23 protein-coding genes and 1 pseudogene are annotated in these 18,401 nt (G+C 61.9%); 21 read left to right on the forward strand and 3 right to left on the reverse strand.

All coding sequences use genetic code 11. The features are described from left to right. Nucleotide 1: 1 nt before the first annotated feature. From EHW12_RS09250 to truA, 18 genes and pseudogenes are all read left to right on the forward strand, one after another. The gene (locus EHW12_RS09250) at nt 2-187 is read left to right on the forward strand and encodes a type Z 30S ribosomal protein S14 (protein ID WP_003940698.1); all 186 of its coding nucleotides are present in this window, start codon (nt 2-4) and stop codon (nt 185-187) included. 451 nt (nt 188-638) lie between these two features. Then, the gene (rpsH, locus tag EHW12_RS09255; protein WP_003940873.1) at nt 639-1,037 is read left to right on the forward strand and encodes a 30S ribosomal protein S8; all 399 of its coding nucleotides are present in this window, start codon (nt 639-641) and stop codon (nt 1,035-1,037) included. A 14-nt stretch (nt 1,038-1,051) separates the two neighbouring features. Beyond that, complete coding sequence (gene rplF, locus EHW12_RS09260) at nt 1,052-1,591, forward strand: 50S ribosomal protein L6 (protein WP_003940970.1); 540 nt, start codon at nt 1,052-1,054, stop codon at nt 1,589-1,591. A 1-nt stretch (nt 1,592) separates the two neighbouring features. After that, nucleotides 1,593-2,000 (forward strand): 50S ribosomal protein L18, encoded by a 408-nt coding sequence (rplR, locus tag EHW12_RS09265; protein WP_003940996.1) that lies wholly within the window; start codon nt 1,593-1,595, stop codon nt 1,998-2,000. A gap of 31 nt (nt 2,001-2,031) precedes the next feature. Continuing rightward, nucleotides 2,032-2,703, forward strand: coding sequence for a 30S ribosomal protein S5 (gene rpsE, locus EHW12_RS09270; protein ID WP_003940718.1), 672 nt, complete (start codon nt 2,032-2,034; stop codon nt 2,701-2,703). Continuing rightward, entirely contained in the window at nt 2,703-2,882 is a 180-nt protein-coding gene (gene rpmD, locus EHW12_RS09275) for a 50S ribosomal protein L30 (protein ID WP_003940751.1), read from the forward strand. The genes rpsE and rpmD overlap by 1 nt, the downstream gene beginning before the upstream one ends. Before the next feature lie 2 nt (nt 2,883-2,884). Further along, nucleotides 2,885-3,328: a 50S ribosomal protein L15 gene (gene rplO / locus EHW12_RS09280; RefSeq protein WP_003940829.1), complete on the forward strand. Its 444-nt coding sequence runs from the start codon at nt 2,885-2,887 to the stop codon at nt 3,326-3,328. Nucleotides 3,329-3,604: 276 nt separating this feature from the next. Then, the gene (gene secY / locus EHW12_RS09285; protein WP_003940773.1) at nt 3,605-4,924 is read left to right on the forward strand and encodes a preprotein translocase subunit SecY; all 1,320 of its coding nucleotides are present in this window, start codon (nt 3,605-3,607) and stop codon (nt 4,922-4,924) included. Continuing rightward, entirely contained in the window at nt 4,921-5,466 is a 546-nt protein-coding gene (locus EHW12_RS09290; protein WP_003940868.1) for an adenylate kinase, read from the forward strand. The genes secY and EHW12_RS09290 overlap by 4 nt, the downstream gene beginning before the upstream one ends. Next, the gene (map, locus tag EHW12_RS09295) at nt 5,466-6,263 is read left to right on the forward strand and encodes a type I methionyl aminopeptidase (RefSeq protein ID WP_003940806.1); all 798 of its coding nucleotides are present in this window, start codon (nt 5,466-5,468) and stop codon (nt 6,261-6,263) included. Before EHW12_RS09290 ends, map begins: the two co-directional genes overlap by 1 nt. A gap of 313 nt (nt 6,264-6,576) precedes the next feature. Next, the gene (gene infA / locus EHW12_RS09300) at nt 6,577-6,798 is read left to right on the forward strand and encodes a translation initiation factor IF-1 (protein ID WP_003418601.1); all 222 of its coding nucleotides are present in this window, start codon (nt 6,577-6,579) and stop codon (nt 6,796-6,798) included. A gap of 90 nt (nt 6,799-6,888) precedes the next feature. Then, entirely contained in the window at nt 6,889-7,002 is a 114-nt protein-coding gene (rpmJ, locus tag EHW12_RS09305; RefSeq protein ID WP_003938068.1) for a 50S ribosomal protein L36, read from the forward strand. Between the two features lie 250 nt (nt 7,003-7,252). Further along, nucleotides 7,253-7,627, forward strand: a complete 375-nt coding sequence (rpsM, locus tag EHW12_RS09310; protein WP_003940834.1) for a 30S ribosomal protein S13 — start codon at nt 7,253-7,255, stop codon at nt 7,625-7,627. Then, nucleotides 7,627-8,040 (forward strand): 30S ribosomal protein S11, encoded by a 414-nt coding sequence (gene rpsK, locus EHW12_RS09315; protein WP_003940683.1) that lies wholly within the window; start codon nt 7,627-7,629, stop codon nt 8,038-8,040. Before rpsM ends, rpsK begins: the two co-directional genes overlap by 1 nt. A 22-nt stretch (nt 8,041-8,062) precedes the next feature. Next, nucleotides 8,063-8,668: a 30S ribosomal protein S4 gene (gene rpsD, locus EHW12_RS09320; protein ID WP_003940769.1), complete on the forward strand. Its 606-nt coding sequence runs from the start codon at nt 8,063-8,065 to the stop codon at nt 8,666-8,668. 120 nt (nt 8,669-8,788) lie between these two features. Further along, on the forward strand, nt 8,789-9,850 hold the full coding sequence (locus EHW12_RS09325; RefSeq protein ID WP_003941016.1) for a DNA-directed RNA polymerase subunit alpha: 1,062 nt from the start codon (nt 8,789-8,791) through the stop codon (nt 9,848-9,850). Between the two features lie 29 nt (nt 9,851-9,879). Then, nucleotides 9,880-10,436, forward strand: a pseudogene (gene rplQ / locus EHW12_RS09330) (50S ribosomal protein L17). Nucleotides 10,437-10,442: 6 nt separating this feature from the next. After that, the gene (gene truA, locus EHW12_RS09335; protein WP_019747557.1) at nt 10,443-11,327 is read left to right on the forward strand and encodes a tRNA pseudouridine(38-40) synthase TruA; all 885 of its coding nucleotides are present in this window, start codon (nt 10,443-10,445) and stop codon (nt 11,325-11,327) included. Between the two features lie 57 nt (nt 11,328-11,384). Here the strand turns inward: truA and EHW12_RS09340 are convergent, their stop codons facing one another. After that, complete coding sequence (locus EHW12_RS09340) at nt 11,385-12,527, reverse strand: acyl-CoA dehydrogenase family protein (RefSeq protein ID WP_125050525.1); 1,143 nt, start codon at nt 12,525-12,527, stop codon at nt 11,385-11,387. A 57-nt stretch (nt 12,528-12,584) separates the two neighbouring features. Between EHW12_RS09340 and EHW12_RS09345 the strand changes: the two genes are divergently transcribed. Both EHW12_RS09345 and EHW12_RS09350 read left to right on the forward strand, forming a co-directional pair. Further along, entirely contained in the window at nt 12,585-13,163 is a 579-nt protein-coding gene (locus tag EHW12_RS09345) for a TetR/AcrR family transcriptional regulator (RefSeq protein ID WP_007728583.1), read from the forward strand. Between the two features lie 22 nt (nt 13,164-13,185). Beyond that, nucleotides 13,186-13,743, forward strand: a complete 558-nt coding sequence (locus EHW12_RS09350; protein WP_003940967.1) for an NAD(P)H-dependent oxidoreductase — start codon at nt 13,186-13,188, stop codon at nt 13,741-13,743. Between the two features lie 16 nt (nt 13,744-13,759). On the opposite strand, the gene eccE is transcribed toward EHW12_RS09350, so the two are convergent. Then, entirely contained in the window at nt 13,760-15,400 is a 1,641-nt protein-coding gene (gene eccE, locus EHW12_RS09355; RefSeq protein ID WP_054188119.1) for a type VII secretion protein EccE, read from the reverse strand. Nucleotides 15,401-15,496: 96 nt separating this feature from the next. Here eccE and eccB point away from each other — a divergent pair, with 96 nt between their 5' ends. Next, nucleotides 15,497-16,963, forward strand: a complete 1,467-nt coding sequence (eccB, locus tag EHW12_RS09360) for a type VII secretion protein EccB (protein WP_125050526.1) — start codon at nt 15,497-15,499, stop codon at nt 16,961-16,963. Nucleotides 16,964-16,977: 14 nt separating this feature from the next. On the opposite strand, the gene mycP is transcribed toward eccB, so the two are convergent. Then, nucleotides 16,978-18,390, reverse strand: coding sequence for a type VII secretion-associated serine protease mycosin (mycP, locus tag EHW12_RS09365; RefSeq protein WP_065352170.1), 1,413 nt, complete (start codon nt 18,388-18,390; stop codon nt 16,978-16,980). Nucleotides 18,391-18,401: the final 11 nt, after the last annotated feature.

The following is an 18,401-nucleotide window of genomic DNA, read 5'->3' on the forward strand; positions in this document are numbered from 1 at the left end:
CATGGCTAAGAAGGCATTGGTCAACAAGGCCAACAAGAAGCCCAAGTTCGCGGTTCGCGCCTACACCCGCTGCCAGCGGTGCGGTCGCCCGCACTCGGTGTTCCGCAAGTTCGGCTTGTGCCGTATCTGCGTTCGCGAGATGGCTCACGCCGGCGAGCTTCCCGGAGTTCGCAAGAGCTCTTGGTGATCTGAGGCCCTCGGGCTTCGTCACACCACGCATGTGAATGGGCGTGGGTTCCTTTGGAACCCACGCCCATTCGTGTTTTTCATCGAGATGTGAATCGTGCCGATCCTGAAAAGAACTGCCCCGCTGCGACTCTGGTTGAAAGCGATCATCGTTCGTCGGTGTCGTTCTTCGGTGCCGAACGAGCAGTTCAGATTTCGGGGTGCGTCGATAGCTTCCCGATCGCATCCTTCGGGCGGCAGTGGGGGAGGCGACATGGGATCCCGGTGGACACCTGCGCCAAAGTTCCCTACACTAGAGCGGTTGCCGTGGCTGACGCATGCGTTCAGCTCGGTGCGGTAACTTACGCCGTCTGACACAAGTCGGACGGCCCAGCCGAATTGCTGGAGGCCCACGATCGGATTCGTCCGGTGTTGCATGGGAACCACAGCGAGAAAGGTGTCGAGGTCGACCTATGACCATGACTGACCCCATCGCAGACTTCTTGACGCGTCTGCGCAACGCCAACACGGCGTACCACGATGAGGTGAAGCTTCCCCACTCGAAGATCAAGGCGAACATCGCCGAGATCCTCAAGCGCGAGGGCTACATCTCCGATTTCCGTACCGAAGACGCAGAGGTCGGCAAGACCCTCATCGTCGATCTGAAGTACGGTCCCAGCCGCGAGCGTAGCCTCGCCGGCGTGCGTCGCGTTTCCAAGCCCGGTCTCCGGGTTTACGCGAAGTCCACCAACCTGCCCAAGGTCCTCGGAGGCCTCGGCGTGGCCATCATCTCCACGTCGTCCGGTCTGCTCACCGATCGCCAGGCGGCCAATCAAGGAGTAGGCGGGGAAGTCCTCGCCTACGTCTGGTAAGGGAGGCCACCACAATGTCGCGTATTGGAAAGATTCCGGTCACCGTCCCCGCGGGCGTTGACGTCACGATCAGCGGCCAGGATGTCACCGTCAAGGGTCCCAAGGGCACCCTCGCGCTGACCATCTCCGAGCCCATCGCAATCGAAAAGGCAGAGGACGGCTCGCTGAGCGTCACGCGCCCCGACGACGAGCGTCGTAGCCGCGCGCTGCACGGTCTGTCGCGGACCCTGGTTGCGAACATCATCACCGGTGTCACCGAGGGTTACACGAAGAAGATGGAGATCCACGGTGTTGGTTACCGTGTGGCACTGAAGGGCAAGGACCTCGAGTTCGCGCTCGGCTTCAGCCACCCGGTGCCGATCGAGGCTCCTGAAGGCATCACCTTCGTCGTCGAGTCGCCCACCCGGTTCTCGGTGTCCGGCATCGACAAGCAGAAGGTCGGGCAGATCTCGGCCAACATCCGTCGTCTCCGTCGTCCGGACCCGTACAAGGGTAAGGGCGTGCGTTACGAGGGTGAGCAGATCCGCCGCAAGGTCGGAAAGACGGGTAAGTGATATGAGCCAGACTGCAAACCAGAAAGCCAAGCGGATTCCGCTGGGCAAGGATGCGTCCACCAAGCGTCGTCTCTCGAAGACGCGTCGTCACTTCCGTCTCCGCAAGAAGGTCTCCGGCACGCCCGAGCGTCCCCGCTTGGTCGTCAACCGGTCCTCGCGCCACATCCACGTCCAGCTCGTGGACGACCTGGCCGGCCACACCCTGGCCTCCGCGTCGACCATCGAAGCAGACGTGCGCGTGGCAGAAGGCGACAAGAAGGCTGCGAGCGCGAAGGTCGGTCAGCTGATCGCCGAGCGCGCCAAGGCTGCCGGCGTGGAAGCAGTTGTCTTCGACCACGGCGGACACGGCTACCACGGTCGCATCGCGGCCCTGGCAGACGCGGCTCGCGAAGGCGGGTTGAAGTTCTGATGACCAACATTTTCAACGGAAGGACAGCCTGATGCCGGGACGTCAAAGGCGTGACGGCGGAAGCGGACCCGCCGGACAGAATGGCCCCAACAGCGGTGACAACAGCAACGCTCGTGGGGACAACCGTGGTGGCGGCCGTGACCGTCGCGACGGTGGCCGTGGCGGAAACGCTGCGGAGAAGTCACAGTTCATCGAGCGCGTTGTCACGATCAACCGCGTTTCCAAGGTCGTCAAGGGTGGTCGTCGCTTCAGCTTCACCGCTCTGGTGATCGTCGGAGACGGCAACGGACTGGTCGGCGTCGGCTACGGAAAGGCCAAGGAAGTTCCCGCGGCCATCCAGAAGGGTGTCGAGGAGGCTCGCAAGAGCTTCTTCCGCGTCCCGATGATCGCCAACACCATCACTCACCCCGTTCAGGGTGAGGCTGCTGCCGGCATCGTCATGCTTCGCCCGGCAAGCCCCGGTACCGGTGTTATCGCCGGTGGCGCTGTGCGCGCCGTGCTGGAGTGCGCTGGTATCGCGGACATCCTGTCGAAGTCGCTCGGTAGCGACAACGCCATCAACGTCGTGCATGCGACCGTTGCTGCGCTCAAGGGTCTGCAGCGTCCCGAGGAAGTTGCGGCTCGCCGCGGCCTCACCCTCGAAGAGGTTGCACCCGCCGGCATGCTTCGCGCTCGCGCACAGGCTGCTGGGAGTGTGAAGTAATGGCAGATCTCAAGGTCACTCAGATCAAGAGCATCATCGGGACCAAGCAGAACCAGAAGGATTCTCTGCGCACGCTGGGTCTCAAGGGCATCCGTCAGACCGTTGTTCGTGAGGACAACGCACAGAACCGCGGTCTGATCAACGTGGTGCGCCACCTCGTAACAGTTGAGGAGGTCTAACCATGACCATCAAACTGCACCACCTGCGCCCCGCTCCGGGATCCAAGTCCAACAAGATTCGTGTTGGACGCGGTGAGGGCGGCAAGCGTGGTAAGACCGCAGGTCGCGGTACCAAGGGCACCAAGGCACGTAACACCGTGCGCGTGGGCTTCGAGGGTGGACAGATGCCGCTTCACATGCGTCTGCCCAAGCTCAAGGGCTTCACGAACCCGTTCCGCGTCGAGTACCAGGTCGTCAATGTCGGCGACATCGCCCGTCTGTTCCCCGAAGGTGGAGCAATCACGGTCGAGGATCTCGTCGCCAAGGGCGCAGTCCGCAAGAACCAGCTCGTCAAGGTTCTGGGCGACGGCGAACTGACAGTTGCCGTTCAGGTGACCGTCGACAAGTTCACCGGTTCCGCCAAGGAAAAGATTGCTGCTGCCGGTGGTTCCGCCACCGAGCTGTGAGTGATCACGCGTAGCTAGTCCGATGGCCGCAGCGCAGCGTTTGCTGCGGTGCGGCCATCGGCGTCTACGAGGTCGTGTCACAGGTACGAGGTCGTGGCACAGATTGGTCGTGCATGCTCGGACGGGCCAGTATTCTGGTCACCGAGTGGCAAATGTATCTTCGGCTTACCCGGTTTTCGTGGTCTGCCCGCCTAGTTCCCAAATGCTCACTGTTAGAGTTCAAAAGTTCGACAGGTCAAAACGATCTGTCTCCCTACCGTCGTGCCAGGAGGATCTTTGCTTTCCGCCTTCGTCTCGGCCCTCAGGACCCCAGACCTGAGGCGGAAGATCCTCTTCACCCTCGGCTTGGTGGCTCTGTATCGGGTCGGCGCTCTCATCCCGTCCCCAGGTGTCGACTACGGCCGTGTGCGTCAGTGCATCGATATCGCCAACTCCGGTGACTCAGCAGGTATCTACTCGCTGATCAACCTGTTCTCCGGCGGCGCTCTGCTGCAGATGTCGATCTTTGCGATCGGCATCATGCCGTACATCACGGCGAGCATCATCGTGCAGCTCCTGACCGTGGTGATTCCGAAGTTCGAGGAACTTCGGAAAGAAGGCCAGTCCGGCCAGGCCAAGATGACGCAGTACACGCGTTACCTGTCCATTGCTCTGGCAATCCTGCAGTCGACCGGCATCGTCGCTCTTGCGGCACGCGGACAGTTGCTCCAGGGCTGTGACGACATCATCGCCGACAAGTCGATCTTCGGACTTGTCATCATCGTGCTGGTCATGACTGCCGGTGCTGCCATGGTCATGTGGTTCGGCGAGGTCATCACCGAACGTGGCGTCGGCAACGGTATGTCCCTCCTCATCTTCGCCGGTATCGCATCGCGTATCCCGAGCGAGGGCAAGGCAATCCTCGACAGCCGTGGTCCGCTGGTCTTCGCCTTCGTCTGCCTCGCAGCGCTGCTGATCATCGCCGGTGTCGTCTTCGTCGAGCAGGGTCAGCGTCGTATCCCGGTGCAGTACGCGAAGCGGATGGTCGGACGCAAGATGTACGGCGGATCCTCGACGTACCTGCCTCTGAAGGTGAACCAGGCCGGCGTCATCCCGGTGATCTTCGCGTCTTCACTGCTGTACCTCCCGAACTTGATTGCACAGCTGACTTCGGCCAGTACAGCGGTCGACCCCAGTTGGTGGCAGCGCCTCATCAACACCTACCTGGTGAATCCGGCCAACCCGGTGTACATCGCGATCTACTTCGGCCTGATCGTCTTCTTCACGTACTTCTACGTCGCCATCACCTTCAATCCCGAAGAGCGCGCCGACGAGATGAAGAAGTTCGGCGGCTTCATCCCCGGTATCCGACCCGGTCAGCCGACCGCGGACTACCTCAACTACGTGCTGAGTCGCATCACCCTTCCGGGTGCGATTTACCTCGGCACCATTGCTGTTCTGCCCAACCTGTTCCTCGACATCGGGAATGGCGGCGGCGCGCAGAACCTGCCGTTCGGTGGCACCGCGGTGCTGATCATGGTCAGCGTCGGCCTGGACACCGTGAAGCAGATCGAGAGTCAGCTAATGCAGCGTAACTATGAAGGGTTCCTCAAGTGAGACTTGTCCTCCTTGGTCCTCCCGGTGCCGGCAAGGGCACCCAGGCCGCTATCTTGTCCGAGAAGTTCGGCGTTCCCCATATCTCCACGGGTGATCTCTTCCGCGCGAACATCGGTCAGGCCACCGCTCTCGGTGTGGAAGCAAAGAAGTACATCGACGCCGGCGAACTCGTACCGAGCTCGATCACCAACGACATGGTGAAGGCTCGCGTCGCAGAACCGGACGCAGCAAACGGTTTCCTTCTCGACGGATTTCCGCGCTCGGTCGAACAGGCTCAGGCACTCGAGGGAATCTTGAAGGATCTCGACACCAAGCTCGACGGTGTCCTCTCCTTCGTCGTCGACGAGGACATCGTGGTCGAGCGTATGCTCGCCCGCGGTCGTGCCGACGACACAGAGGACGTCATTCGCAACCGACTCCGGGTCTACCGCGACGAGACGTCACCGCTGTTCGATTACTACAAGGACAGCATCGTCTCCGTCGACGCGATCGGCGAGGTCGAAGAGGTCAACGCTCGCGCACTGGCAGCGTTGGGTAAGTAATGGTCTTCGGGCGCAAACGCAAGGTTGTTCCGTTCCGCTCCGCGGGCGAACTCGACGCGATGGCTGCTGCCGGCGCGATCGTGGGTTCGGCTCTGGTGGCGGTTCGCGCTGCGGCGAAGCCCGGTGTCAGCACTTTGGAATTGAACGCGGTCGCTGAATCCGTCATTCGTGACGCCGGCGCCGTGCCCTCGTTCCTCGGGTACCACGGCTTCACCGGCTCGATCTGCTCCTCGGTCAACGATCGCGTCGTTCACGGAATCCCTTCAGCTCAGGACATCCTGGCTGAAGGCGACCTGGTTTCCATCGACTGTGGCGCGATCCTCGACGGATGGCACGGTGACTCCGCTTGGACGTTCGGTGTCGGTGAGATCAGCGTCGCCGATCAGGAGCTCAGCGAAGCCACTCGGCTTTCCATGGAAGCCGGGATCGCGGCAATGATCGCCGGCAACCGTCTGACGGATGTTTCGCACGCGATCGAGGTCGGTACTCATGCCGCCGAGAAGTTGCACGGTCGTTCCTACGGCATCGTCGACGGATACGGCGGACACGGAATCGGCCGGGAAATGCACATGGATCCGTTCCTCGCCAATGAAGGTGCCCCGGGTAAGGGTCCTGAACTGGTTGTCGGATCTTGCCTGGCGATTGAGCCGATGCTCACGCTCGGCACCACCGACACGGTGATTCTCGACGACGACTGGACCGTTGTGACGACCGACGGGTCCCGTGCGGCGCACTGGGAACACACTGTCGCAGTGACCGAAGACGGTCCGCGGATTCTGACACTCCGGCCGGAGTAGTCGACACAGTCGCTGACAAGTGTTGGCAGCGAGCATGATTCATGTTCGAGAAGTCCCAGCCTCATTTCGAGGCTGGGACTTTTTCGGTGGGGGAGCGGTGTGCGTCGTCACCCTGACCGGAGGCGCATTTGGCCTGGTCGTTTACATCGCGTAACATGGCTAGGCGGTGCGCTATGCGCGTCGATAGTTCGTGTGCCTACGCCTGGATCGCTCCGGGATCGGGCTTTCGAACTGCCGACGATCTTTCCATTGCGTGCCAATGTAACGGAAGCCGATGCACGAAGCATGCCAAACCAAACGGATCGCGGAGGATATGGCTAAGAAAGACGGGGCCATCGAGGTCGAAGGACGAGTAGTCGAGCCGCTGCCCAATGCGATGTTCCGCATTGAGCTCGAGAATGGCCACAAGGTCCTCGCCCACATCAGCGGAAAGATGCGTCAGCACTACATTCGCATCCTCCCGGAAGATCGCGTTGTCGTAGAGCTCTCGCCCTACGATTTGTCGCGCGGACGCATCGTTTACCGCTACAAGTAACGAACTTCCCGGACCTGACCTGGGTCAGGGAGAAGTATGTCTGCCGCGGTTCATCGCGGCGGGCTGCGACAAAACAGGAGATCAGAAGACGTGAAGGTTCAGCCGAGCGTCAAGAAGATCTGCGAGAAGTGCAAAGTGATTCGCCGTAACGGTCGAGTCATGGTGATCTGCGAGAACCTGCGTCACAAGCAGCGTCAGGGCTAGATCTAGCTTTTCGAAGATCTGCTTGGCAACAAGCAAAGAAGACCTCCCAGTACCAGCCATTGTTGACGAGACCCCACGCGATCGTTCACCGATCGCCAAGGTCGGACAATGGTTCACCCCCGGCACGGAGGCCGGGGCCCCACTGAGTTAGTTGATGAGATCATCTGCGCCTTCGGGCGTCGGTACTCGGCAAGAGGCACAGGGGAAGGGCTGGGAGCAGACCTCCGCACACCGATAAGGAAATGCCACCATGGCACGTCTCTCTGGTGTTGATCTTCCTCGCGAAAAGCGCATGGAGATCGCACTGACATACATCTACGGCATCGGCCGTACCCGCTCCAAGGAAATCCTTGACGCCACCGGCGTCAGCCCGGATCTCCGGAGCAAGGACCTCTCGGACGAGGACCTGGCAAAGCTCCGCGAGTACATCGAGGAGTCGCTCAAGGTCGAGGGTGACCTTCGCCGCGAGGTTCAGGCCGACATCCGTCGCAAGATCGAGATCGGCTGCTACCAGGGCCTGCGCCACCGTCGTGGTCTGCCCGTGCGTGGTCAGCGCACCAAGACCAACGCCCGTACCCGTAAGGGTCCGAAGCGCACCATTGCCGGCAAGAAGAAGGCGAAGTAATGCCCCCGAAGTCACGTAGCACCGGTCCGAAGAAGACCCAGAAGACGCGTCGCAGGGATAAGAAGAACATCCCGCACGGCGCCGCTCACATCAAGAGCACCTTCAACAACACCATCGTGTCCATCACGGACCCCGCCGGAAATGTCATTTCCTGGGCGTCTTCGGGACACGTCGGCTTCAAGGGTTCGCGTAAGTCGACTCCCTTCGCCGCTCAGCTTGCTGCTGAGAGCGCTGCCCGTAAGGCGCAGGAGCACGGTGTCAAGAAGGTTGACGTCTTCGTCAAGGGACCGGGATCCGGTCGCGAGACCGCAATCCGTTCCCTCCAGGCTGCTGGCCTCGAGGTCGGCACCATTTCCGATGTAACCCCCCAGCCGCACAACGGCTGCCGTCCGCCCAAGCGGCGTCGGGTATAGCGGGAAGGATAGGTAGAAGAAAATGGCACGTTATACCGGACCCATCACCCGCAAGTCGCGTCGTCTGCGCGTCGACCTCGTTGGAGGCGACCAGGCATTCGAGCGTCGCCCGTACCCGCCCGGACAGCACGGCCGCGCGCGTATCAAGGAGAGCGAGTACCTGCTCCAGCTGCAGGAGAAGCAGAAGGCTCGCTTCACCTACGGCGTCATGGAGAAGCAGTTCCGCCTGTACTACAAGGAGGCGAACAACCGCCCCGGCAAGACCGGCGAGAACCTGCTTCGCATCCTCGAGTCGCGTCTCGACAACGTCGTGTACCGCGCAGGCCTCGCTCGCACGCGCCGTCAGGCACGTCAGCTGGTCACGCACGGTCACCTTCTCGTGAACAACAAGAAGGTCGACATCCCGAGCTACCGCGTCTCGCAGTACGACATCATCGATGTCAAGGAGAAGTCGCTCTCCACGCTTCCGTTCCAGGTTGCGCGTGAGACCGTCGGCGATCGCCCGGTTCCCGGGTGGCTGCAGGTTGTCGGCTCGCGTCTGCGGATCCTGGTTCACCAGCTTCCCGAGCGCGCGCAGATCGACATTGCTCTGCAGGAACAGCTCATCGTCGAGTACTACTCGAAGTAAGGCGCTTCGCACCCCGGGAGTGGTTGAGGAGTCTCCGGACTCCTCAACCACTCACAGGGCCGCAGGCCCTTTCCCATCGTGGGCGTCAAATAGTGGACGTCCGTACAGGAGGAAATACCAATGCTCATTTCTCAGCGACCCACGCTGACCGAAGAGGTCATCGCTGATAACCGCTCGAAGTTCGTCATCGAGCCCCTGGAGCCAGGTTTCGGGTACACGCTCGGCAATTCGCTGCGCCGCACGCTGCTCTCGTCGATCCCCGGCGCTGCTGTCACCAGCATCCGTATCGACGGCGTTCTCCACGAGTTCACCACCGTCCCGGGCGTGAAGGAAGATGTCACCGACATCATCCTGAACCTCAAGGGCCTCGTCGTGAACTCCGAAGAGGACGAGCCGGTCACCATGTACGTCCGCAAGCAGGGCCCCGGCGCTGTTACTGCAGGCGACATCGTGCCCCCGGCAGGCGTCACCGTGAACAACCCTGATCTGCACATCGCCACCCTGAACGACAAGGGAAAGCTGGAGATCGAGCTCGTAGTCGAGCGCGGTCGCGGCTATGTCCCCGCCGTTCAGAACAAGGCGTCCGGCGCAGAGATCGGCCGTATCCCGGTCGACTCGATCTACTCGCCGGTGCTCAAGGTCACCTACAAGGTGGAGGCCACTCGCGTCGAACAGCGCACCGACTTCGATCGGCTCGTTCTCGACGTGGAAACGAAGAACTCCATCACCGCACGGGACGCGCTCGCTTCGGCGGGCAAGACCCTGGTTGAGCTCTTCGGCCTGGCCCGTGAGCTGAACGTCGAAGCAGAAGGAATCGAGATCGGACCCTCGCCTGCCGAGGCCGATCACATCGCTTCCTTCGGACTCCCCATCGAGGATCTGGACCTCACGGTCCGCTCCTACAACTGCCTCAAGCGCGAAGGTGTTCACACCGTCGGTGAGCTTGTCGGCCGTACCGAGTCCGATCTGCTCGACATCCGCAACTTCGGACAGAAGTCCATCGACGAGGTCAAGGTCAAGCTGCATTCGCTCGGCCTGTCCCTCAAGGACAGCCCCGCATCCTTCGATCCCACCACCGTTGCCGGCTACGACGCCGCCACCGGAACGTGGAGTGACACTGATGCCGGTTCCTTCGGCGATGCCGAAGGTACCGAGGACTACGCCGAGACCGAACAGCTGTAGCAGCTCAGGTCCTTTACTAGGAGATCATCATGCCCAAGCCCAAGAAGGGTGCCCGCTTCGGCGGGTCGGCTTCCCACCAGAAGGCGATTTTCGCCAATCTGGCTACCGCGCTCTTCGAGCACGGTCGCATCACCACCACCGAGTCCAAGGCCAAGGCATTGCGCCCCTACGCCGAGAAGCTCGTCACGCACGCAAAGGCCGGCACGTTGGCTCACCGTCGTGAGGTGCTGAAGGTCATCCGCAACAAGGATGTCGTTCACACCCTGTTCGCCGAGATCGGCCCGTTCTACGCGGACCGTAACGGTGGATACACCCGCATCATCAAGACGATCCCCGCAAGGGTGATAACGCTCCGATGGCAATCATCGAGCTCGTCAAGGAAAAGACCGTCACCTCCGAGGCTGACCGCGCTCGTCGCGTCAAGTCCTCGCAGGAAGCTCCCGCCGCAGAGAACGTCGTCGAGGCCGTAGAGGCCGACGCGACCGAGGCTGAGGTCGAGAACGCTGACGCAGTCGTCGAGGCCATCGAGAACGAGACCGCAACTGCGGCCGACGCTCCCGAGGCCGAAGAGGCCAAGAAGGACTAGTCTCCCTTGGTTTCGGCACACGCTGAATCGAACGAGCCCGCCGCCCCCATCGGGGACGGCGGGCTCGTTCGATTGCGGCTCGACATCTCCTACGACGGCACCGACTTCTCGGGTTGGGCCCGCCAGACCGATCTGCGCACCGTGTGCGGTGAGATCGAAGACAAGTTGGGAACGGTGCTTCGACGCCCGGTTCAGTTGACCGTTGCCGGTCGAACCGACGCCGGTGTCCACGCCACCGGTCAGGTAGCGCACGTCGACGTTCCGGGAGAGTTGCTCCCGGACGATCCGTCTCGACTCGTGCGCAGACTTGCACGATTTCTGCCCAAGGACGTTCGGGTCAAACAGATATCGGTGGTTCCGGGTGACTTCGATGCGCGCTTCTCCGCGATGCGACGTTATTACGAGTACCGGGTGACCAACGCGGCGTTCGGAGTGGAACCACTACGCGCACGCGACACCGTCTCGTATCCCAAACCACTCGATCTCGGAGCGATGCAGGAAGCGTCGAATCGGCTGCTGGGTCTGCACAACTTCGCGGCATTCTGCAAGCGTCGAGAAGGCGCTACGACGGTGCGGGAGCTGCAGCGTTTCGACTGGACCCAAGAGGGCACGGTGTTCACGGCGTACGTGAATGCTGACGCATTCTGCTGGTCGATGGTTCGCAGTCTCGTCGGCGCAGTCCTCTCCGTCGGTGAGGGACGGCGCACGGCCGCCTGGGTGGCAGGGTTGCTCGACGAAACGTCGCGATCCAGTTCCATCCTCGTTGCGCCGGCGCACGGACTTTCGTTGGTCCGCGTGGACTACCCCGACTACTCGGAACTGGCTGCCCGCAACGCGATTACCCGTGAGACCCGCGAGATTCCGTCTTCGGGTGGATGCTGCGGCGACTGAACATCACCATGCAAAATGCCCTCCCGCTCTGTGTGGGAGGGCATTCGTATCGGGGGGCTATCCCGCCAGTTGGCGCGCGATGACCAATCGCTGAATCTGGTTGGTGCCCTCGAAGATCTGCGTGATCTTGGCCTCGCGCATGTAGCGCTCGACGGGGAAGTCCTGGGTGTATCCGTACCCACCGAATACCTGAACGGCGTCGGTGGTGACCTTCATTGCCGCGTCGGTGGCCACGAGCTTGGCGACGCTCGCGTTGCGTGAATACGGAACTCCGGCGTCGCGGCGGCGGGCTGCATCGAGGTAGGTGGCTCGCGCGGAGTCGACTGCGGCAGCCATGTCCGCGAGCACGAAACCGAGTCCCTGGTGATCGATGATCCGCTTGCCGAATGCCTTGCGCTCCTTCGCGTAAGCGACCGCGTCGTCGAGCGCGCCTTGAGCGATTCCGACGGCAACGGCAGCGATTCCGAGTCGGCCGGAGTCGAGAGCGCTGAAGGCAATCGGCAGCCCCTGGCCGCGCTGACCGATCAATCGCTCCTCAGGAATGAAGGCGTCGTCGTAGTTCGCGGAGGCAGTGGGGACCGCGCGTAGCCCCATCTTCTCTTCGGGTTTTCCGAAGCTGAGGCCTTCGGTGTCCTTGTCCACCAGGAGGCAGGAGACGCCGCGTGAACCGTCGTCACTGGTGCGTGCGAAGAGGTTGTAGAAGTCCGCCTTGCCGCCGTTGGTGATCCAGGCTTTCGAACCGTTGACGCGGTAGCCACCGTCGGTGGGCGTCGCCTTGCACGACAACGCGGCGGCGTCGGATCCGGCCTGCGCTTCGGAAAGGCTGTACGCGCCGATGGTGTTGCCGCCCAGCATGTCCGGTAGCCAGCGGTTCTTCTGTTCGTCGGTGCCGAAGGTGAACAGCGGGAAGCACGACAGGCTGTGCACGCTCACCGCCACTGCAACCGCTGCCCAGCGTGAGGCGATCTCTTCGAGCACTTGGAGATACACCTCGTACGGCTGATCGCCGCCGCCGAACTCCTCGGGATACGGAAGGCTCAGCAGACCCGCCTGTCCGAGTGCGGGGAACACTCCGTCTGGATACTTCTCGGCCTTCTCGTATTCGTTGACCTTGGGCGCGACTACCTTGTCCGCGACATCACGCGTCAGTTCGATGAGATCGCGAGCTTCTTGGCTGGGCATCAGGCGTTCGACGGGCACGGTCGGCTCCTAGCTAGGTAATAGTACTGAGAACGATACTGCAGTACTGTTGTAGGTATGGCAAGGCTGGTTCACAAGACGACTGCGCGCAGGGCAGAGTTGTTCGATCAACTGGTCGAACTGTTCTTGAGCGAGGGTTTCGCCCACCTCACGCTCGACGAGATCTCAGCTCGTCTGCACTGCTCCAAGAGCACCTTGTACACCGTGGCGGCCGGCAAAGAGGATCTGGTGCGGGCTGTGACAGTGCACTTCTTCCGGGCGGCGACCGATGCAGTGGAGAGTGCAGTCGCCGCCGAAACGGCCCCGCCTCGTCGAGTCGCGGTGTATCTCGAAGCAGTGGGTGATCGGCTGTCCGCGGCGTCCAGTCAGTTCATGGAAGACCTGGCCGAATCGGTGTCGGCGAGCCAGGTCTACGAGAAGAACACGTCGATCGCTGCTGATCGTGTGCGATCGCTCATCGTCGAGGGAGTCGATTCGGGCGCATTCCGGCAGGTACACGCATCATTTGTCGCCGATGCCGCTGCGGCGACGATGGTTCGGATCCAGCAACGCGCGGTCTACCGGGCAACTGGTCTGGACGATGCCAGCGCTTATCGGGAACTGGCAGCACTTATCACGGACGGGATCACTGCGTGATCAGTCGCTAGCATCGACGTTCATGGCACCTTTGAACGTCGAAGTCATCGTAGGTTCGGTCCGCGAGGGGCGAATGGGACGAGCAGTGGCGGACTGGTTTGTCGAGCGCGCAACCGCGAACCCGTCGTGGAACGTATCGGTGATCGACCTCAGAGAGCTGTCGTTGCCCCAGGATTTCTCGGATTCACCTGCCACGGAGGTTTTCCGCCGGCGAATCGGGCGCGCCGACGCTGTTGTCGCCGTGACCTCCGAATACAACCACGGGTATCCGGCTGCTCTCAAGACCGCATTCGATTCGGTGAAACACGAGTGGCGTGCCAAGCCGATCGGATTCGTGTCCTACGGCGGGATTTCAGGTGGTGTTCGGGCCGTCGAGCAACTGAGGCAAGTGGTGGCGGAGTTGCACATGGTCTCGGTGCGTCAAAGCGTGACCATCCACCGGGTGCGTAAGCAATTCGGACACGAGCCGTACGGCGTCGATTCGATTGCGATCGATGCAAGCGAGAAGATGATTCGTGAATTGGATTGGTGGGGAAGCGGATTGCGGATGCAACGTGCAAGTGATCCCTATCCCGGCTGATCTTGGACATACGCGATCACGCCATCTGGTGAGCGTCGCCGGCTCGTGGACGGCCGATGAACGATGTCTCGGAAGCGATGGTCACCAGAGTCAGGTCGACGCGTGTACGGCCGGTTTCGACCGTGATCTTGTCACCGAGTGCGAATGGCTGGACTATCGAGATTTCAGGGTCGACCCGAGGCCATTGGCGTGGATGTCCGTACACATAGATTGCGGTCACGCCGGCACGCGGAGATAACCCCTCGACGCCGTCGAACACGACAGTGTTGAAGGCGCCCTCAGGCCCACCGCCCTGCCCGGACACGCGGAGTCGGTCAGGCACTCCCATCGAGTCGGTGAGCGCGGTCCACGCTTGCGGTCGATCGGTGTGGACGAGTACCAGTGCGCCGGTCGCGATGGCTCGAAAGATCAACTGCTGAGCCAGATAGAGTTCGCCGGCGACAAGAACGGTGTTGACGCCCGGCCCCGAAATTCTGGCCGCGACACCGTGCCCGTTTCGGTCCGAGCCGATGAGTTGGCCGCACCCGGCAAGGGGTAGAGCGAGTGAGTCGAGTGTGCCCCCGTCCATGCGAACGCCCGGCGTGATGCCGTCCAGCGCGGCCAATGCGGTTGGCAAATTGGTCAGCAATCCGTCGCGCTGGCGCCCACGTAGCGAGACCAAACCGGCCAGCGGTGCGTTCTCAGGTGGATTGCGCGTGGTGAAGCGACATGTCGCACTGACCTTCGCCTCTCCGCGTTGTCCGGTGGGTCGTAACCGAATTGTCACGGACGTCCCGACCGTTGCCACTGCCCACACTCGGGTCAGGGTCGCAGTGGTGATGAAACGGGGTTCGATCCCAAATCCGACGTTGGACACGCCAGGCAAGGGGGTACTTCGCCACGTTTCGGTGACCTCGTGGCCGGCCACTCCTCTTGTCACCTGGGCAGTGGACGACGCGATCTCCGGTGCGGTCAGGATCCGCGCCTTGCACCCCGCTGAATCGAGCACCCGGATGACACGATTGGCGGCAACAGCTATCGCGCGGCCGGCGCCCTGTTCGCCCCCGCCCCGGCGTTCGACTGCTGCACCACCCTCCAGCGCGTCGAAACGTAGTGCAAGCCAAACACTTCTGGTGGCGGTGGCTGGTAGTGGTCCGATGAGACGTTCGTAGACTTCGGTGGCCGGCGTTCCCGACGCGGCGCGGTATCCGTGACTGACGATGTCGATGCCGGTGAGTGAGATGTCGTGCTGATAGAGACAATTGGCGAGGGCTGCCGTGGGCAGAAGGTGGGAAGCGTCGAACGAATGACGGCCGATCCTGGTCAGGTAGTCGCGTGGGGGAGCGATCTCGACGACAGCGACGAGCGAAGATCCGTCCACTCGGAGCCCGATGGACTGCTCGGAGGGAGTGTGAAAACTGACGATCGTGCTGCGGTCGACGTCCTTGCGGTGCAGATAGCGAAAGTACCTGACAATCCAGGACATTACCGACCAACCGCCCACATGAAGCAGCATTGATCCGGCAACCACACAACCGATTGCCAGCGCCCAGAACCAATCGAGCCCACTGGCCATCGCGATTCCGCCCGCACCGATTCCGAAAATCTGTGCCGGCACGAACTCGCGCGTCGAAATCCTGTGTGACGACGGCCAATGCTTCAACCGCGATCGGTCCACGGTTCCTCCCCGATACCTGACCTGCGAACTACCCGAAAATTTCCGCCCCAGCGGAACTGTACTGTGTCTTCGCAAGGGATGTAAGGCACGGGGGGAATGATGGCTGCGACACCTACCACGCGCTGGCAGGTCAACGGGTACCGATTCTTGGTCAGGCGGATGGAACATGCGCTGGTCAGACGAGACGTGCGGATGCTTCACGATCCGATGCGATCACAGTCGCGCGCGTTCACCGTCGGAATAGTCCTCGCTGCACTGGGATTGGCGGGTTGCGCTGTACTCGCTCTGTTTCGGCCACAGGACAGAATCGGCGATGCAGAGATCGTCGTTGCAAAGGAATCGGGCGCGATGTTCGTCGCCATGGAGGGTACGTTTCGCCCTGTGCTGAACTTGGCCTCCGCACGACTGATTCTGGGTTCGCCAGGAAAACCGGCAATAGTCAAGGCATCCGAGGTCGAGGCGAAACCCCGGGGCGCGCTCGTCGGCATTCCCGGCGCACCGTCCGCGCTGCCGGAATCGGCCGACCCTACCAACGCCGCGTGGACGGTGTGCGATTCCGTCGGATCCGACGGGAGAAGATCGTTGACGACTTCGGTCCTGGTCGGCTCGTCCAATGTCGGCGAAAACACGACATATCTGACGAATGACCGTGCATTCCTGGTGAAGTCGGGTTCCGATCACTTTCTCGTGTACGACGGGAAGCGAGCGGAAATCGATGTGGACGATCCGGCGATCATGCGGGCTTTGGGCCTGGAAGGAGCACAGGCGCGACCGATCAGTATCGGATTCCTCAATTCGATTCCCGAAGTTCCGCGCATCGAGGCTCCGCGAATCCGCCAACTGGGATCGGCGCCCCGGTTTCCTCTGCAGAACAAGACTGTCGGCTCCGTCATCCAGGTTTCGGTGGGTGCAGACCCGCAGTATTACGTGGTACTCGAGAACGGGATCCAGAAGATCGGTGCGGCGCTCGCCCAACTGATCTACTTCTCGGATTCGCAGGGCGCCACCGGGATCGCGAGCGTCACCCCTGATGCCATCAGTCGTATTCCCTCGGTGAGTGAGCTGGCCGTCGACTTGTTGCCGCGGGTGGTTCCGGAGATCGTCGATGATCACGGCGCACCTGTCGGCTGTCTGGAATGGGCTCCCTCACCTGCAGTCGAGGGCGCCGAAAGTAGTTCTGCAACGCTGAAACTTGTCGCTGGATTGCAGGTTCCGATCCCGGAGGGTGGCAAGTTGGTGTCCTTGGCGCAGGCGGACGGATCGGGTGACAATCTCGACAACGTCCATGTCGAACAGGGATTCGGCGGATTTGTTCAAGCGACCGGAATCGAGACGAACAGCACCAGGCGCGGCGGAGTGTTCTACGTAGCCGATACCGGTGTGAAGTACGGCGTACCGGACGAAATCTCCGCTCGCGCGCTCGGATTGACGCGAACGCCTGATCGCGCGCCTTGGCAGATGCTCGACCTAGTTGCATCAGGCCCCGCGCTCGAGAAGAGCAATGCACTGATAGCTCACGACGGAATCGCCCCCGATACAGCGCCGGCCGCTCCGGTGAACTGAACACTGCTGACGGTTCAGGGATCGATGTTCTGGCGTTCGGGAAGATGCCGACGAATTACTCGACGAAGAGGCATCGATGCCAACAGCGTCAGTAGAGCGAGGGTGCCGACCGTTCCGGCTCCGACGAGTGCCGTGTCGCGAGATCGGTTGTCGGGGGTCGGCGGCGTGGGTAGGGGATCGATCGACACCGACTGATGGTTGACCTTGACGCGTTCTCCTGGGGCCAATTCGCCCGTCACTGCCGCAAGTGGATCGATGACGCCGTGACCGACGTAGGGATTCCAACCCTGCGCCGGAGCGTGGGCGGTGGCTTCGATACGTTGCATGACCTGAAGCGCAGTCAGTTCCGGGTGAACCGACCGGACCAGTGCGGCGGTTGCCGCGACAAGGGGCGCAGCGAAACTGGTCCCGTTGAACGACTGTACGGCGCCGTCGGAGCCGTACACCCCGTTGGTCAGACCGGGCGACGTCGGGTGAAGTGAGGTGATTCCGGTGCCGGGCGCCGCCACGTCGACCCATGGACCGCCGAGGCTGAAGGAACTGGCGGCGCCATTGGGGTCTACCGACCCCACTGTGAGGACATAGTCGTCGTACCAAGCCGGACTGGCAATCGTCACAACCGAGTTCCATGGATCGGCCAGGGGATTGAGGGGATCCGGCGGCGGATTCTGGTTCTTGCAACCTCCGGATCCGACGTTCCCTGCAGCTGCGACGACTACGACGTTCTTCGCGATCGTGGCGTATTCGATTGCAGCGCCGAGTCGTTGGTCGCTGATCCCGTCCCCGGCAGGCTTGCAGGCGACTTCGGAGATGTTGATGACGCTTGCACCCATGTCCGCAGCGTGACGGACGGCCGATGCCATGGTGTCGACGTTTCCGTACCCGGATGAGTTCTCGGCTACAGCAGGGTCTTCGCGTTGGCCGGCCACCGAGAAGGCGGCACTGGACTGCCTGATCGAAATTATCTTTGCGTCAGGCGCAGCTCCGGAGAATCCGGAACCCTCGACTTGCTGGGCGGCGATGAGACCGGCCACGACAGTTCCGTGTGCGTCACAATCGTCGGTGCCGTCGGAGGTACCGACGTAATCACCGCCGCCGTCGAGCGATGGCAGCCGGGGATGTCTGCTGACACCGGTGTCGATGACAGCAATTCGCTGTCCTGCCCCTCTGGTGATCGGCCACACAGAATCGAATCCCAGATCTCGTTGAGAACGTGGAATGTCCGCACCGTCACCACCTGCCACGGCTGGGACGCACAGGGTTCGTTGTTCGGTGGGTTGTGGAGGTGCAGGCGGACCGTCCTCGGGCAGCATTGCAGGATCGATGGGGGAGGGAACCGCGCTCGATGCGCCACCTGCCCCGGCGAGAACGCTGAAGGCAACGATCACGAGACTGGCGCAGATGTTTGTTGCCCGTCGAATCACCATCGATCACCGAT

Origin of the sequence: Rhodococcus sp. NJ-530 (genome assembly GCF_003860625.1) — a bacterium.
In the GTDB taxonomy this organism is placed as follows: Bacteria; Actinomycetota; Actinomycetes; order Mycobacteriales; family Mycobacteriaceae; genus Rhodococcus_F; species Rhodococcus_F qingshengii.

What these genes read in the sequence shown, in the direction of transcription:
- EHW12_RS09250 (WP_003940698.1), top strand. Translation starts at nt 2, where the DNA reads ATGGCTAAGAAGGCATTGGTCAACAAGGCCAACAAGAAGCCCAAGTTC.
- rpsH (WP_003940873.1), top strand. Translation starts at nt 639, where the DNA reads ATGACCATGACTGACCCCATCGCAGACTTCTTGACGCGTCTGCGCAAC.
- rplF (WP_003940970.1), top strand. Translation starts at nt 1,052, where the DNA reads ATGTCGCGTATTGGAAAGATTCCGGTCACCGTCCCCGCGGGCGTTGAC.
- rplR (WP_003940996.1), top strand. Translation starts at nt 1,593, where the DNA reads ATGAGCCAGACTGCAAACCAGAAAGCCAAGCGGATTCCGCTGGGCAAG.
- rpsE (WP_003940718.1), top strand. Translation starts at nt 2,032, where the DNA reads ATGCCGGGACGTCAAAGGCGTGACGGCGGAAGCGGACCCGCCGGACAG.
- rpmD (WP_003940751.1), top strand. Translation starts at nt 2,703, where the DNA reads ATGGCAGATCTCAAGGTCACTCAGATCAAGAGCATCATCGGGACCAAG.
- rplO (WP_003940829.1), top strand. Translation starts at nt 2,885, where the DNA reads ATGACCATCAAACTGCACCACCTGCGCCCCGCTCCGGGATCCAAGTCC.
- map (WP_003940806.1), top strand. Translation starts at nt 5,466, where the DNA reads ATGGTCTTCGGGCGCAAACGCAAGGTTGTTCCGTTCCGCTCCGCGGGC.
- infA (WP_003418601.1), top strand. Translation starts at nt 6,577, where the DNA reads ATGGCTAAGAAAGACGGGGCCATCGAGGTCGAAGGACGAGTAGTCGAG.
- rpsM (WP_003940834.1), top strand. Translation starts at nt 7,253, where the DNA reads ATGGCACGTCTCTCTGGTGTTGATCTTCCTCGCGAAAAGCGCATGGAG.
- rpsK (WP_003940683.1), top strand. Translation starts at nt 7,627, where the DNA reads ATGCCCCCGAAGTCACGTAGCACCGGTCCGAAGAAGACCCAGAAGACG.
- rpsD (WP_003940769.1), top strand. Translation starts at nt 8,063, where the DNA reads ATGGCACGTTATACCGGACCCATCACCCGCAAGTCGCGTCGTCTGCGC.
- EHW12_RS09325 (WP_003941016.1), top strand. Translation starts at nt 8,789, where the DNA reads ATGCTCATTTCTCAGCGACCCACGCTGACCGAAGAGGTCATCGCTGAT.
- EHW12_RS09345 (WP_007728583.1), top strand. Translation starts at nt 12,585, where the DNA reads ATGGCAAGGCTGGTTCACAAGACGACTGCGCGCAGGGCAGAGTTGTTC.
- EHW12_RS09350 (WP_003940967.1), top strand. Translation starts at nt 13,186, where the DNA reads ATGGCACCTTTGAACGTCGAAGTCATCGTAGGTTCGGTCCGCGAGGGG.
- eccB (WP_125050526.1), top strand. Translation starts at nt 15,497, where the DNA reads ATGATGGCTGCGACACCTACCACGCGCTGGCAGGTCAACGGGTACCGA.
- mycP (WP_065352170.1), bottom strand. Translation starts at nt 18,390, where the DNA reads ATGGTGATTCGACGGGCAACAAACATCTGCGCCAGTCTCGTGATCGTT.